Here is a 16232-nt window from a genome sequence, read left to right on the forward strand (position 1 = left end):
TGCTATGCTAAACGTAAATACAGTACAGAACGAAGTATATAATTTGCTCATTAAGCATTGGCAAAAAGATCCTTCTTTTCGATTCACTTTTCGCAAAAGTAATAGAGGAAGTAGTTTAGATAAAGGTTATTGGTTTTATGGTAATGAACTGTATTTAGCAGTTTCATTTTGGACAGGAATGGATTGGAAAAACAAAACGCCTAATATCATTTTTATAATTAATCTAGAGTCAGGAAATTCTTCTCTTGAAATTAATACTTCCGATTCTGATGAAAAAAGACGATTTATAACTCAATATTTTGTAAATAAATTAGGACTTCGGTCAAGTGGAATAAGATATCAAAAAAACTATCAAGGAAATTATCTTGATAGTTTAGAAAATTTCATAAAGACAGATAAAGTTATAATTGACAATATAGTAACAGAAAATGCAAAGTCTTTCTTCCCTATAATTAAGAATGGTATATTTTTTATAGAAGCTGCAGACTTTGAAGGGCAAAAAGAAAAAATTGATAGATATAGAGAGGATATCCTTATAGAAAATTCAATTGAAACTCAAAAACCTATAAAAATAAGTGAGATAGAAATTGTTAATTATGGCCCCATTAAGAATCTTCAAATAAATGAAATCCCTTTTTCATCTCAATGGATATTTTTCACAGGAGAAAATGGTACTGGTAAAACATCTATCCTTAGGGCTATCGCTACCGCAATCTGTAATCAAAAAATACAAGTAAGTGGATTTGAAGATGAAAATGCTGAAATTAGCCTAAAATTATTCTTGTCCTCATCTGATACAATTACTTACTTATATCCATATAACCAAACCTTAGAAAACGATACTTTTCCATTAACTAATGGTTTTGCAGCCTATGGACAATCCAGACTCAAGACCACTCATGGATTAGACTCAAAAAACTTAGAATTTATTTCCACAGAATTAACATCATCACTATTTAATGATGAAACACATCTGATTGATTTACAATATCAGTTTGATATTTGGCGCAGTCAGCAACGCATTCGATTTGACAAACGGGAAAATTATATAACTGAGATTCTTACCGACATATTACCAAATCTATATGATATTAAATTCGATGATCAAATCGACGGTGTCTCAGTAACTACATATATTGAAAAAGACCATGAAAATGCAGAATTTGCGAAAGTAACCTTCAATAAATTAGCATCAGGACTAAAAAGTATGATTGCTATGATAGGTGATATCTTAATCAGATTATATAATCAACAACCAGATGTCAATGATCCGTCTGAGTTTACAGGAATTGTTTTAATTGATGAAATCGACATACATCTACACCCAAAATTACAGAAGCAAATCGTCCAGCAACTCAGTAAGACATTTCCAAAAGTTCAATTTATTGCGTCTACACATAGTCCAATTTCTTTCTTAGGAGCACCTAAAAATAGTCAAATATTTAGAGTAGAAAGAAACTCTGCTGAAGGAGTCAAAATAAGAAGATTAGATGAATTATTAGAGTTAGGAGATCTTTTACCAAATACAATACTAACGTCACCAATTTTTGGGTTAGACGATATTATACCAGAAAGTCATGATCAAAAGAAATTAGTAAGAACTGAGACAAATTATTCAGAAATAGAATTTAATGATATTGTTCAAAAGCGAATATCCTCTTTTCTTACTGATGAAAAAGAGCAGCAATTGATTGATTTATTTAAATCCAGAAGACAATGAGATTTGTAATAAAAAGAGAAGAAGATAAAACTGCTCGATTAGCATCAGACGAAACATACCAAGCTTTGCTAAAAATAACAAACACTCGTAATAAAGATTTAATTACGGATACTATTTATAGAGAAGCATACGATCACCCTGATGGAAAGAGATCAAGAGTTGAAGATCATCTCTCAATAGCATACCATAATAAATGTGCTTATTGTGAAAGAATCTGCAAGGCAGATATTGAACATTATAGACCAAAAAAAGGTGTAAATGAAGACGGTTTGCATCCTGGATATTATTGGCTTTGCTACGAATGGACAAATCTTATACCTTCTTGCATAACGTGTAACAGAGAGGGTGCAAAACACAACAAATTTCCAGTGATTGGTCCTAGAGTACTAGCTCCAGTGTTATTGGCTGATGGAAATATAAATCTTGCTTTGTCTAAAGCCGGAGTTGACCCGTTACTTAATGAAAGACCTTACTTGTTACATCCAGAAGTAGATCATCCGGAGGATTATTTTGAATTTGAAATAGATCCAGATGGTGAAGGAATTAGAATTAATGGTATTGATGATGAAGGTAGAGGAAATGCTACTATCCGAATTTGTTTGCTGAATCGTCTTGAGATAAAATTGGATCGTGTAGAACGAGTTATTAATTATTTTAAAGATGCTATAAGTGGGCTTTTTGTTAAGCTAGAAAATGGAGACATTAATGATAATCAATTAGCAGATCGTATTAATGAACACATAGATTTATTATACCAATTTAGCCAACAGGAAAATAGAAGTCATACCTATCTTTGTAAATATATTGTTGCATCAGATCAAAATTTTGAAAAAATAGTGCTTCCATTTTTACCAGATAGAACCAGAGCTATCGTATTAGCTGCTTTTAGAGCATATATTTCTTAATTTATTATAAACTAAAACAATATATTTATTTGTTCCCTACTCTATTTTATGACGGGTTTGCGTGAGGGATAGCAGCGAAAGCCCACAGTGAGGTACGAGCGAGGACTTGTAGTGGATAGCCCGACCCGTAGGGTCACGCCCAAAGGAAAATCTTTTTAAAAAGTCGACATTTTCTGTAAAAGGATGCTGCTGTTATCCTTTGTACATAAAGAAGGGTTTATACATGGTTTAGGCGAATCGGCCAGCGTTTTATATTTTGCTTTTTTAAGGTTTTCTTAAATATATCGGCGGTGCTTATTATTTGTTGATTTTTAGTGCTGTTCTGGCGGTTTTATGTCTATAAATCAGTGGTTTTTATTATTTCGTCGCTTCAGTATTTTAATACGTTTATATTTAGTTGAATAAATATTATAATGGTTGATGTAAACAGTATTAACAATAATATAAACATATTATTGATTTAAATGTATCTTAGTACACTGAAATTAGTTACTAAGGATTGTATGACTCGACCAATTGTATTTGGAGAAATAGAAGGGATTGAAGAAGGCCATATTTTTAATGATAGAAAAGAAATGATGCCTTCGAGTTTTCATAGAAACTGGGCAAAAGGTATTGACGGCAATGCTAAAGATGGTGTTGCTGCTATTGTGATTTCTGGCGGATATGAGGATGATTTGGATTCTGGAGATGAGATTATATATACGGGAGCTGGTGGCAATGATGGGAAGGGAAAACAAATTGAGGATCAGAGTTGGGATAAGAGTGATAATAAGGGTTTGCTTATCAGTATGGATCGGGGTTTGCCTGTTAGGGTGATTCGGGGTTATAAGCATCGATCTGAATTTTCGCCGAAAACGGGTTATACTTATGCTGGTTTATATAGTGTGGTAGATGCCTGGGAGGAAACAGGAAAGAGTGGTTTTATAATTTGTAGGGTTCGGCTGGAATATAGTGGGCAAAATCCTGAGAGAAATACTCCGGAAAGGATTGAATTAAAGTATTCTAATAAACCTACGGAACGAAAGGAAAGTACGGTTTTACGAATTGTGAGGGATACCAGGATTGCTCATGATGTGAAGAAGTTGTATAATTATGAATGTCAGGTATGTGGAGAGACTATCCCTACGAAATCGGGTGGCTATGCAGAGGGTGCACATATAAAGCCTTTGGGCAGGCCTCATGATGGGGATGATAGCAGCGATAATTTGATTTGCCTGTGTCCGAATCATCATGTGATGTTTGACAAAGGGACGTTTTCTATTACGGATGATTTGAAATTGGTTGGTGCTGCAAGGGGTGAGTTAATAGTACACGAAACGCATATTCTGAATAAATTAAACTTGCAATATCACAGGAAAAGTCATGGGTACGATTAGGGTTGTTTGCGGTGTTATATTCAACGAAGGACGAATTTTGCTTTGTAGGCGTAAGCCTGAAAAATCATTGGGTGGTTATTGGGAGTTTCCAGGTGGAAAAATTGAAGTTGGTGAAACGGAAGAGGAATCTTTATATCGGGAGTTGCAAGAGGAACTCGGAATAAGGGTTGAAATAGAAAGGTATTTCAAGTCCGTTGTCCACGATTATGATGCATTTACGATTGAACTTATTGCTTATATATGTAGGTCGGAACAGTGGGTTTGTGTACTCACCGATCATGACGAGTATGAATGGGTTGATAAATCTGAACTCCTTAATTGGAAATTGGCTCCGGCTGATATTCCTATTGCTGATGTTTTGTGTTCTATGGATGTGTAAGAAATACTAATCTTTATTCGGTTATATTTTTTCCTCTACTCTGCCCCTTTTTTCGGTTGAATAAAGAGCGAAAATAAAATTCCCCTTTTCCCCTGCTCTAAAAAATTAAATACCAAACCTATTTAACATAATGCTCCGTAGAATTAAAGGTTAGAATAATTGCATGTCTTCATCAATAGAATTATTAACTTTATATCATGAAAAAAATAATTTTAGTAATATCTTTTATATCAGGAACATTATATACGCAGGCACAGGAAGTTATCCAATTAACAAATAATAATACTAAAGAAATTGTAAACTTTCGTCAAATAGATAAATGGGCTGATGGTTCTGTAATGAATGATTCCAAGGTTGATGGCATTTATTACAGGAAAAAATCAGGGATTTATTATGTGGATACTAATTTTATAAAAGAAAAAAACGCATATATAAATGATTATTCTTTATTACTTGGAAAGGATAATTTTGTGAAAATAAGTCAAGCTTTCCCAACTGTCACTCTTAATGAAGTAAAAAAATATAATGCAAATGCCACTTTGAATAATTCCGCCGAATGGTATATAGTGTCAAAATTATTAGATGTACTACCCACAGGCAGTACAATTGTATTTAACGGTAAGTATAATTTTGATTTGCCTATCGTTATAAAACGTTCACGTATTACTTTAAGAGGTGTTGATAATAGTGCCGAGGCAAGAAGCTGGCTAAGCCGGTCGACGTTAAAATCTATAAATTCAAATGATTTGATTCAGTTTGTTGATGGCGATGGAAAGACTAATACAACAAAAGGAAATGTTGAATTGGTAAATCTAGATAATCTTACTTTACTAGGTTCAGGAGATCTGAAAAATTATTCAAGGTATGGTATTAATTTTAACTTTTCTTCTGCCGGAACTTTGATTGGATCTACTTTTACAAATATTTATATGGGTAATTTCATGACAGGAGTAAAACACACTTCCGGACATATTAATTCTTTAAAATTCCAGGAAGTTTCCAGTAATGCTAATATAGATAAAGGTTTTGATTTTATAGGTGATCAAAATAATCAAGTAAATGCTGTTATATTTGAACGTGGCGGAGCTTCTTCTAATGGTTATAAAATTGAGAAAGGAAATTTAGTAGCTATAACTAAAGCCGATGATTATTCAGGCAAAGGTGGCTTTTTTATTAAAGGTGGAACAGCTTTAAATTTTATAGGAATGGATTTTACTACCAACAATGGTTATGGTATGAACTTTGGCAATAGTCATGCATATGGATGTTCGTTTAAATTCTATTCAGAAGGTAATTTCGTAGACTTTAGATATCAGATAACGCTAAAATGGACTAAAAGTCTTGATCTATCTTTTTATTCCAAAAATAATACTGTTGTGTTTGATGATCCGGCAGTAAAAGCTAAATACTATAAAGAATAGCTTATTATCCGATTTCCAAAGCAAGTAAATTCAGAAGCTAAATGAAATAGAATCAGACGGGAACAGACTGGTTAATTTTAATTGTGAAATATATGATGAGAACTGGGACAATGTAAGCAATCTTCTTAGTGAAGAGGAATAATTGATTAAAAATGTAAACATAAAAAAGACCGGAATTTCTTCCGGTCTTTTTACTTTATTCTAAATGCTTAATTAAGCATCGATTTTAGCATAAACAGCATTCTTCTCGATAAAATCTCTACGTGGCGGAACCTCGTCACCCATTAACATGGAGAATACATTATCAGCCTCTACAGCATTATCAATAGTAACCTGCTTTAGTGTACGGTGTTCAGGATTCAGAGTTGTCTCCCAAAGCTGTTCAGGGTTCATTTCCCCAAGACCTTTGTAACGCTGGATCTCTACTCCTTTACCATCTTTGGATAATTCCTGAGTAAGCTCTTCACGCTCTTTCTCGTTCCATGCATATACTTTCTTGTTACCTTTCTTCACCAAATATAATGGCGGAGAAGCGATGTATACATAACCATTTTCAATAAGCTCCTTCATATATCTGAAGAAGAATGTAAGAATCAATGTGGAAATGTGAGAACCATCCACATCGGCATCGGTCATAATAACGATTTTATGATATCTAAGTTTTGTAAGGTTTAGTGCCTTGCTGTCTTCTTCAGTACCAACACTTACTCCTAAAGCTGTATAGATATTCTTAATCTCATCATTATCATATACCTTGTGCAACATAGATTTCTCTACGTTCAGGATCTTACCTCTTAATGGTAAAATAGCCTGGAACAAACGATCTCTACCTTGTTTTGCAGTACCACCAGCGGAGTCTCCCTCCACAAGGAATAGTTCGGATTCTGCAGGATCTTTGGAAGAACAGTCAGATAGTTTTCCTGGTAGTCCTGAACCTCCCATTGGAGATTTACGCTGAACCATTTCACGAGCCTTCTTAGCTGCCTGTCTAGCTTTTGCCGCTAAAACAACCTTCTGTACGATAGTTTTCGCTTCATTTGGGTTCTCTTCCAGGAAGTTAGTAAGCATCTCCCCTACAATCTTGTCTACAGCACCAGAAACTTCGGAGTTACCTAATTTCGTTTTGGTCTGTCCTTCAAATTGAGGTTCCATAACTTTTACAGAGATTACAGCTGTAAGTCCTTCACGGAAGTCATCACCTGTAATTTCTACTTTCTCTTTTGCAGGCAATCCAAGATCATCTGCATATTTCTTCAAAGTTCTGGTCAACGCTCTACGGAAACCTGCTAAATGCGTACCTCCTTCGTGCGTATTAATATTGTTTACATAAGAATGAAGATTCTCGTTAAATGATGTGTTATATCGCATTGCTACTTCTACCGGAATATCATCACGCTCCCCTTCCATGAAGATTACGTGTTCCATAATAGATTCACGGTTTCCGTCGATAAACTCAACAAACTCCTTAAGACCACCTTCCGAATGGAAAGTTTCTACTTTAAAGTTTCCATTTTCATCCTTTACACGTTCATCTGTTAAAGTAATAGTAATACCTCTGTTAAGATATGCTAATTCGCGAAGACGGGTAGCTAAAGTATCATAGTTATAAACAAGCTCTGTAAAGATAGTATCATCCGGTTGGAAAAACTGCATAGTACCTTTTCTGTCGCTGTCTCCTATTTTTTCAACATCAGCTACAGCACGTCCTTTTTGATATTTTTGCTGATAAACATGCCCGTCTCTGAAAACAGTCGTAATCATATCTGTAGAAAGTGCGTTCACACACGACACCCCTACACCGTGTAAACCTCCAGATACCTTATAAGAATCCTTGTCGAATTTACCTCCGGCACCAATCTTGGTCATTACCACTTCAAGAGCTGATTTTTGCTCTTTTTCGTGAAAATCTACAGGAATACCTCTACCGTTATCACTAACTTCAATAGCATTTCCTTCTTTTATGGTTACAGTAATTGTATCGCAGTAACCTGCCAAAGCCTCGTCAATAGAGTTGTCTACAACTTCATATACCAAATGGTGCAAACCTCTTGATCCGACATCACCGATGTACATGGAAGGACGAAGACGTACGTGCTCAATCCCCTCTAACGACTGAATACTACTAGCTGTATATTGTTTATTACTCATTCAAAATTACATTTTTCAATAACTACAAATATACGAAATTTTAGGCACATATATGCTATAACCAACACATAAAAATACACCTTATCAGCATAGCCTGTATGGAATTTATCAGTGTTTAAAATCATGTTAAAGTATATACTTTTAGAAGAAATAATACTTAATTTTAATTCGTCAAAATCAATATTATGGACGATTTTATAGCAGCCCGATCGCAAATGGCCATGTCACTGGGCTTTCATATTATCTTTTCTTGTATCGGAATGGTAATGCCCTTTTTAATGGCCTATGCACATTGGAAATACCTAAAAACAGGAAATGAGATTTATAAAGGACTCACTAAAGCCTGGAGCAAAGGTGTTGCTATATTATTCGCAACCGGAGCAGTATCCGGTACAATGCTGTCTTTTGAATTAGGACTTTTGTGGCCTAAGTTTATGGAACATGCGGGTCCTATTTTCGGAATGCCATTCTCATTGGAAGGAACGGCATTTTTTATAGAGGCTATTGCCTTGGGATTCTTTCTTTATGGCTGGGACAAATTCAATAAATGGTTCCATTGGTTTTGCGGTTTCTTAGTTGGAGTAAGCGGATTAGCTTCCGGTATTCTGGTGGTTGCAGCTAATGCATGGATGAACAGCCCTGCCGGTTTCGATTATGTAAACGGACAATATATAAATATAGATCCTATTGCCGCAATGTTTAACGATGCATGGTTTCCACAAGCATTTCATATGACTGTTGCTGCCTTTTGCGCTACCGGCTTTGCTGTTGCGGGTGTTCACGCTTATCTTATTACGAAAAAGAAAAATGTCATCTTTCATACCAAAGCTTTCAGAATTGCTGTTGGGTTTGCCCTTATCGGTGCTTTTGGCGCACCGTTTAGCGGTGATATTGCGGCTAAATCCGTTACAGAGAGACAACCTATAAAACTGGCAGCTATGGAAGCTCATTTCGAAACCGAAAAAGGTGCTTCTTTTGTTTTAGGAGGAATTCCGGATGTAAAAAACAGAACGGTAAAATATGCGGTGAAAGTACCCAAAGTGCTTAGCTTTCTGGCAAAAGGAGATTTTAATGCAGAAGTAAAGGGTCTGGAAGCTTTTCCTGAGGACGAATGGCCTCCTATAGCTGTGACTCATTTCGCCTTTCAGATTATGATCTTTTTCGGTGTTATAATGATGTTTATTGGTGCTGTATACCTCTATTCTTTCTTCTTTAAAAAAGAATGGCTGAGTAAAAACTGGCTATTGAAAACTTTCTTTATTGCCACTCCGTTTGGATATATTGCTTTGGAAGCCGGATGGACAGTAACCGAAGTTGGGCGGCAACCATGGATAATCTATGGTGTGATGAAAACAATAGACGCTGTTACCCCAATGCCGGGCATACAGTATTCATTCTATTTCTTCACTTTTGTATTTATATCCTTATCGGTTGTCCTGATGTTCCTTATCGGAAGGCAGATTAAGATGGTACCCAAATTATACGACCCTACAGATGCATTGTTCAACGATAAAAAACAGAAAAAATGATTTACATTGTAATAGGCTTTTTATGGCTGTCCATCTGTCTGTATATTATCTTAGGCGGAGCCGATTTCGGAGCCGGAATTGTAGAATTATTTACCAATAAGAAAGCCCGGCATAAAACCGGAAAAATCATGTATGAATCTATTGCTCCGGTATGGGAGGCGAATCATATGTGGCTTATTATTGCTATTGTAGTTCTATTTGTAGGCTTTCCGAAAATATATGCTTTGATGTCTACTTACCTGCATATCCCTTTAATATTAATGCTCGTGGGAATCATTGCACGTGGTACGGCTTTTACTTTCAGACACTATGATGCTGTGGAAGATAAATGGCAGATTTTGTACACTCAAATCTTTTACTACGCCAGCCTGCTCACTCCTTTCTTTCTGGGGCTTATAGCAGCCGCTACAGTATCCTCCTCTATTAATCCGGATGCGACAGGCTTCCTGAATCTTTATATCTTTAGCTGGCTCAATTGGTTTGGCGTTTCTGTTGGTCTTTTTACTATAGCCTTATGTGCTTATCTGGCTTCAGTATTCTCTTTAAGAGAAACCAGAGATAAAGCAGAATTGCAACTGATGATCCGGAAGACTAAGCAAATGATGCTTTTTGTAGTTATTACAGGTGCATTGGTATTTCTTACCGCTTATATTTCGGGTATACCTTTAATGATGTGGGTATTTTCTAAGCCATTAGGTATTGTTGCCATTACACTGGCTACAATTGCATTGGGATTGATATTCTATTGTATACGGCAGAAGAAGCTGATACCGGTAAGGGTTTTGGCTGGATTCCAAATCATTATGATATTGGTAGCGGCAACTTACCAGCACAATCCTAATATTATATTATTAGGCAACGGAAATCATATCTCATTACTGGAATATGCTGCACCCCAAAAAACACTTGAAGCACTAGGCTGGGCACTGATGCTGGGCTGCGTATTTATTCTACCCTTTTTGTTTTACTTAATGTATTCTTTCAGCAAAATGAAAAAATAAAAGATAAATCTCTGAACAATAAAGAACCCTCAATTGCCTTAACTTCTTATGGTCTTTGAGGGTTTAACTTTATTTAAACACAAAGACACAAATTATTCTATCAATAAACCTTGTTTTTTTAAGACACAAGAAAATCAAAGATTTTCAATCCAGAAATTGTAAAATATTGCGTAGCAATTTGTGCCTTAAAAAGATTAGAAATATTAAATATGATTACTGCCCTAATGCTTAAATATAAAACCTTTACATGTAGAAATTTTATATCGAATGAGGTCTATTAATAGCTTTTATCTATATTTGTAAAAACCTGATACATGATTAAGAGAACATTCGCCTTTCTGGCAGGCATAAGTTTCGGATTAGTGGCAGCACAAAAATCGGACGTAGGCAACTGGCTGATGCTTTTTGGTAATGAAAAGATAAATCCAAAATTCAATATCCATTACGAAGTCCAGTACCGGAATTATGACTTTATAGGCGACCTTAATCAGCTTTTATTACGTACAGGTATTGGCTATAACCTTTCTGAGAACAATAACAATGTTTTATTGGGTTACGCCTATGTGCATTCTCATAATTACGATGCAAACCAAAACATTACTCAGCTGGATGAGCACAGATTATTCCAGCAGTTTATTACTAAGCAGAAATTTGGCAGAGTTCAACTTAATCACCGTTACAGAATTGAAGAGAGATTCCTCCAGCCAAAAACTGAGGTCAGGTTCCGTTATCAGCTTGGGGTGATAGTTCCATTTAATAATACTTCGCTTGTTAAAAATACATGGTATGCCAGTGTATACGATGAAATCTTCATCAATGCCAAAAAGGAAGCTTTCGACAGAAACAGATTGTACGCAGCTGTAGGCTATGTCATCAATGATAAAATGCGTGTTGAAGGCGGACTGATGAATCAGATGCTTTCCAATACCGACCGATATCAGTTTCAGATAGGCTTTTACCTGAACGATGTCTTTGGCTTAATGCGCTAATCCTATAACCTAATTACGTATATTCTTAATCACAAATTCCATTTGTGGTCAGGCTCTTTATGCTATTATTCAAGAAATCATTTTCTTTTACATTTCTTGATTTTCTATTTACCATTTATCATTAAAATGACAGATTCCTGTCATTTCCTTGCGCCCGTGTATTCTCTAATTTTGTTTTCAAAGTACAGAACCACATTCTATTATACACAAAATTACTCCACATATTTTATAGACTTTAATAAATTCTGGTGCAGGGCGCACTCAGAATCATATATATGTTTAACCTGAAAAATTAAAATTAATGATGGAAGAAAAAGTGGAAAAAGAAGTTCTGAAAAAAGAATATGTTCCTCCTGTAATAGAAATAATATACATGCAGATGGAAGAAGGAATCGCTACAGGTTCTACAGTTCAGATAGGTGGCGGTGGACAGGGTATAAAAGCAGATCCCTGGGAAGATGGCGGAAATGCCGGAACCGGAGAACCAGAAGGCGAATGGTGGAATTAAAAACAAATAACAAAGTAATCAGGGTAATGAAAAAAATTAAAATATTACTATTATGCGGGAGCATATTCTTTGCAAATGCCTGCCGAAGTGATCAACAAAATACATTAAACGAAAATATAAAAGGTGTAAATTTTAATATAAATATCGATAGTTTTGTGACAACAGACACCAACAAACAGGCGAATACAAAAGCAGATATTAGCACAAACCTTATCAACAAACAAGAGCTTATTTCAGGCCCTTTCAGTATTGTATCGGAATTAGCTCCGGAAATATCCGGAATTAATAAAAATACCTCTGTAACCCCTAGATCTATTTCCGGATCAAATGTTAAATTTCGTATAGTAGCCTATGATAGTCAGACAGGTGATTATGCAGCTCAAGATACTGGCACCCCTGCTTCTGTGGCTGCTGGCCAAAAACTTTTCGCTAATATAAATCTGGTAGGTAATAAGAAATATACTTTTGTCACCTACAGTTTTAATAGCACTGTAGAGCCTCCTCAAGCACCTACAACCAATCTGAATCAGGCTAAACTACATATCACAGATTTAAATGGAAAAGAAGCCGGTACCGACCTTCTATATGCAATCAATAAAGATGTACTGATCTCCGGAGGAAATACTATAATTAATATAGTATTAAAACACAAATTCAGCAGGATCAATATTAGTATAGATGCAAATGATGCTACAGGTTCCTTCGGACAACCTGATTACGTTAAAGGAGGCTATGCTTTGGATAACAATACCACAGGTTTTACAGGGACTATTCTGGACTGTCATACGTCCTGCAATCTGAATCTGAAAGATGCAAGAATTAGCGAAGGTGACAATCAGGTATTTTCTGTTTCCAATGTTAACACTACATCACAAGCTGTCATTGTAAACACAGGCGGAGAAGATGCTTATAAAAGTCAGTTTATAATTCCTCCTGGGGCCATTGTCATTGGTAAGGATATAAATACAGCTCCTGTATCAATACCCATTACAGGACCTGGCGGTATTGGTTTACAGCCTGGTAAATCCTATACTTTAAAATTGAAATTCAACAGCGACCGTTATACAGATATGAATGGTATAACTGCTACTAAAGCTACGGGAGGCTATGCTGTACTTGGTGGCTATCGTTGGGCTCGTTTTAATGTGGGGGCTACAAGTAATAACCCGGCTGTCTATGATCCCGATGTTCCCAGAGCAGAAATTCACGGGGCAAAATACCAACCAGGAGCGTACACCGATGAAACTGAACATTATGTATCACAAAGTTTTGATCAGGCTAATAGTGGTCGAATCCCATGGAAGTTCCCTATTTTCAGGAAATGGAATATAGGAACAGAAGAAAATCCTATAAAAAATCCTATCAATGATCCTTGTGATTCAGGATATCGCGTAGCTACCCAAACAGAATACAATAAACTAATTCTTGCAACTAAAAGAGCTACAATAGGAACTCTTCAAAGTAATAATAACAATTATACTTCCGGAATGCGGCTTTACAGCAAAAAAAGTACTGATGTACAACTTGTTTTCCCAGCTGCCGGCTATCGAGCAATGTCATCTATTTACAGTGGCGAGCTTTCCGATCGCGGACGTTTAATCTATTACTGGACAAGTTCCAGTGCAAGATTCAACGGATCAGGAACCAATGGTGGTAATGAGGGGTCACTTGGCTATCCTATCCGATGCATTCAGGAATAGCATACAACAAATCTAAAGGTTATAACTTCATACAATAAACTTCTTATAAGTTTTCGGAATCTGTTATCTGAAAACCCTATAGGATTTTAAATCCTATAGGGTTTTTATTTTTTAAAGCATAAAATATATAAGCCTACACAATTCAAATATCTTTTATTTTAAAAATTTCTGTGCTTGTTTCCTTTATAATCTACTTATATTCTAAACCATTAAGAAATTTAGTTTATAACAGTGATTTTCATTTTATAATTCTAATTTTCTACCTAATTCTATGGTATAAAGTAAGCTTTAGGAAACCACTGAAAATTATTCTGTGATTCCTTAGTAAACCCCGTTCCCGGCCATGTAAGATGATAACCTAATCCCTGCAGCCTGTTATCCGCTAAATAGCTGAGTATCTTTTTTCTGGACTCAACTGCCAGATCCAAATCTGTATCTCCGGAGAAACCCCATTCAGGGTGAGGAAACAATAATACATCCGAATGAATTAAATCGGCCATATAGAGCATTTTCTCATTTTGTAATTTTATCAGACAAAGCGTTAATCCTGGTGTATGACCCGGCGCCTGTATAAAACTGAAATACTGATAAAGCGGCATGTTAAAATCGTAGTATTTGATCTTAGGCTTTATAGCTGTCAGAATTTTTCTGATCCCCCCAATAACCTGCAGCAGAAAATCGGGTTTATTTTTCAAGGCACTATTTACAAAGTCTTTCATTGTAGCCTGCATCCAGAAGTCATATTCTGTTTTACTAATGAAATAACCGGCATTTGGAAAAACCAGTTTTCCGGCTTTATCTATAAGACCGCCAATATGATCGGGATGTGCATGAGAAATAAATACATCGGTAATATCTTCAGGTTTAAATCCTGCTTTGGAAAGACTCTCCAACAAAAATCCTGTATTTTCATCCGCAAATATCCCCATTCCGGCATCCATTAGAATTAACCTGTCTTCTGTTTTTATCAACGGAACATTCATAGCCATATCAATATATTCATCCGACCGAAAGTTATCCTGCAATAGCTTCTTTAGTTCTTTTATATCAGCTCTTGGTGCAAAACCGTCTACCCCGTCACGGATAAAACCATCGGAGAGAATATACAAATCCAGTGTACCTAATTGTATTTTCTTATAACCTGCCAATGATTTCCGGGTTTTCTGCCCTACAGGCTTAGTCACTTCAGCTAATAAACTTGCTGCAGGCAATAAACTGAAAAGTCCTGCAATACTTCCTTTTTTTAATAGTTCGCGTCTGTTCATCAGATATGTGCTTTTTTACGTTTAATAAAAGTCAGAATAATAAAACCTAAAACACCAATAGCAAAATAGCCTTCAGCAATACCGGTCTGCTGTACCGGCTTTATTACAGCAGCTATACCATAACTAACTACAGAAGTTATGATATACACTACTCCACCTGTAATCCCACCAGAAATCCCTGCTGATTTTGGAAAACGACCCAAACAGTAGGCAAAGTAATTATTGAACATAAATCCTGCGGTAACATGTATCACAAATGCAAAGAGCACCAGTGTAAAGAGATTCTCTACATAGAATGAACTTGCAAACATTAGTATTATAAAGAGCAATTGTAAAAAGTTGGAATATCTAAGTTTTGGCAGAAAAGGTCTGGAGATTAGCGCTTTCCCAAGGAAGCCTCCACTCATCCAAGCAAGTCCCATCAGAAGCGAAAGATAACCTGTAGTTACAGAAGAATAGCCTAACTTATGCTCTATAATAAAAGGTCCGCATAAATTGTAGAACATAATCAGTGCATAGCTTACTCCACACATTAACATCCCAAAGAAAAAATCTAGTGTTCCCAGCATAGTTTTAAACTCATTCCACAAAAAGCCAATATGAAAAGGATTTTTATTTTTAATGGTCTCTCCCGAAAATACAAGTTCCAGAATCAGAATTATTAATGAATATCCTGCTAATACAGTAAAGTTGGACTGCCATCCAAAACTCTTTTGCAAATAGCCACCAATAAATGGAGCTATAATAGGCCCTAATGACCATACTATAGTCATAATACTAAGGTAATGTTTCCTTTCCTCTCCATCGTAGACATCCACAAAAAATGCACGTTTAGAGACTACGACTAATCCGGACAGTATTCCCTGTACAATCCGCATCAGATAGATAACATAAATATTCTGAGTGTGCCCGGTAATCCAGAAAGACACTACGAAAAGTACCAATGCCATAATACTGATCTTGTAACGCCCGAAAGCGTCTACAAGAGCTCCTGAAAAGAATTGAGAAATCCCGTAACTGATGAGATAAAAAGTTAAAGTAAGCTGTATTCTGGCTTCCGGCAGATGGAGATCCTCTGCCATACTTGGCATTGAAGGCAGATAAATGTCCGTCGCCAATCCCGACATTGGGATAACTGCAAAAGCAAGAATAGTAGCAATGAATTGGTGTTTTGTTGCCAACTGCTTATTAAGCATAAAGTATTATTTATTTTTTGTTTACGATTTATTTTTACAAACCTTTATAGGTTTAATATTCTGAAGATTTAACTTCAACCTATAGAAACTAG

General features: G+C 35.8%; 13 protein-coding genes. 10 read left to right on the forward strand and 3 right to left on the reverse strand.

The genetic code is table 11. The features are described 5' to 3' along the window. Window positions 1-4 precede the first annotated feature (4 nt). The 5 genes from ATE49_RS10500 to ATE49_RS10520 all read left to right on the forward strand — a co-directional run bounded on the left by ATE49_RS10500 (window position 5) and on the right by ATE49_RS10520 (window position 5804). Window positions 5-1720: an AAA family ATPase gene (locus tag ATE49_RS10500; RefSeq protein WP_065082135.1), complete on the forward strand. Its 1716-nt coding sequence runs from the start codon at window positions 5-7 to the stop codon at window positions 1718-1720. After that, window positions 1717-2625 (forward strand): HNH endonuclease family protein, encoded by a 909-nt coding sequence (locus ATE49_RS10505; RefSeq protein WP_065082136.1) that lies wholly within the window; start codon window positions 1717-1719, stop codon window positions 2623-2625. The genes ATE49_RS10500 and ATE49_RS10505 overlap by 4 nt, the downstream gene beginning before the upstream one ends. 464 nt (window positions 2626-3089) lie before the next feature. Then, the gene (locus ATE49_RS10510; protein WP_221407070.1) at window positions 3090-4004 is read left to right on the forward strand and encodes a YDG/SRA domain-containing protein; all 915 of its coding nucleotides are present in this window, start codon (window positions 3090-3092) and stop codon (window positions 4002-4004) included. Continuing rightward, on the forward strand, window positions 3991-4383 hold the full coding sequence (locus ATE49_RS10515) for a (deoxy)nucleoside triphosphate pyrophosphohydrolase (protein ID WP_065082138.1): 393 nt from the start codon (window positions 3991-3993) through the stop codon (window positions 4381-4383). Before ATE49_RS10510 ends, ATE49_RS10515 begins: the two co-directional genes overlap by 14 nt. 197 nt (window positions 4384-4580) lie before the next feature. Then, complete coding sequence (locus ATE49_RS10520; RefSeq protein ID WP_065082139.1) at window positions 4581-5804, forward strand: hypothetical protein; 1224 nt, start codon at window positions 4581-4583, stop codon at window positions 5802-5804. Window positions 5805-6017: 213 nt separating this feature from the next. On the opposite strand, the gene gyrB is transcribed toward ATE49_RS10520, so the two are convergent. Continuing rightward, window positions 6018-7952 (reverse strand): DNA topoisomerase (ATP-hydrolyzing) subunit B, encoded by a 1935-nt coding sequence (gene gyrB, locus ATE49_RS10525; RefSeq protein WP_059153905.1) that lies wholly within the window; start codon window positions 7950-7952, stop codon window positions 6018-6020. A 185-nt stretch (window positions 7953-8137) separates the two neighbouring features. Between gyrB and ATE49_RS10530 the strand changes: the two genes are divergently transcribed. The 5 genes from ATE49_RS10530 to ATE49_RS10550 all read left to right on the forward strand — a co-directional run bounded on the left by ATE49_RS10530 (window position 8138) and on the right by ATE49_RS10550 (window position 13679). Further along, window positions 8138-9481 carry a cytochrome ubiquinol oxidase subunit I gene (locus ATE49_RS10530; RefSeq protein ID WP_065082140.1) on the forward strand — a complete coding sequence of 448 codons (1344 nt, stop codon included), beginning with the start codon at window positions 8138-8140 and terminating at the stop codon, window positions 9479-9481. Then, on the forward strand, window positions 9478-10482 hold the full coding sequence (locus ATE49_RS10535; protein ID WP_065082141.1) for a cytochrome d ubiquinol oxidase subunit II: 1005 nt from the start codon (window positions 9478-9480) through the stop codon (window positions 10480-10482). The genes ATE49_RS10530 and ATE49_RS10535 overlap by 4 nt, the downstream gene beginning before the upstream one ends. A gap of 314 nt (window positions 10483-10796) precedes the next feature. Then, entirely contained in the window at window positions 10797-11471 is a 675-nt protein-coding gene (locus ATE49_RS10540) for a DUF2490 domain-containing protein (RefSeq protein ID WP_065082142.1), read from the forward strand. A gap of 301 nt (window positions 11472-11772) precedes the next feature. Further along, window positions 11773-11979: a hypothetical protein gene (locus ATE49_RS10545; RefSeq protein ID WP_065082143.1), complete on the forward strand. Its 207-nt coding sequence runs from the start codon at window positions 11773-11775 to the stop codon at window positions 11977-11979. A 26-nt stretch (window positions 11980-12005) separates the two neighbouring features. Next, entirely contained in the window at window positions 12006-13679 is a 1674-nt protein-coding gene (locus ATE49_RS10550; protein WP_065082189.1) for a hypothetical protein, read from the forward strand. A gap of 269 nt (window positions 13680-13948) precedes the next feature. Here the strand turns inward: ATE49_RS10550 and ATE49_RS10555 are convergent, their stop codons facing one another. Together ATE49_RS10555 and ATE49_RS10560 are read right to left on the reverse strand one after the other, a co-directional pair. Next, window positions 13949-14944 carry an MBL fold metallo-hydrolase gene (locus ATE49_RS10555; RefSeq protein WP_065082144.1) on the reverse strand — a complete coding sequence of 332 codons (996 nt, stop codon included), beginning with the start codon at window positions 14942-14944 and terminating at the stop codon, window positions 13949-13951. Next, entirely contained in the window at window positions 14944-16140 is a 1197-nt protein-coding gene (locus ATE49_RS10560; RefSeq protein WP_065082145.1) for an MFS transporter, read from the reverse strand. Before ATE49_RS10560 ends, ATE49_RS10555 begins: the two co-directional genes overlap by 1 nt. Between the last annotated feature and the right edge of the window lie 92 nt (window positions 16141-16232).

Source organism: Elizabethkingia miricola, from assembly GCF_001675285.1.
GTDB lineage: Bacteria > Bacteroidota > Bacteroidia > Flavobacteriales > Weeksellaceae > Elizabethkingia > Elizabethkingia miricola.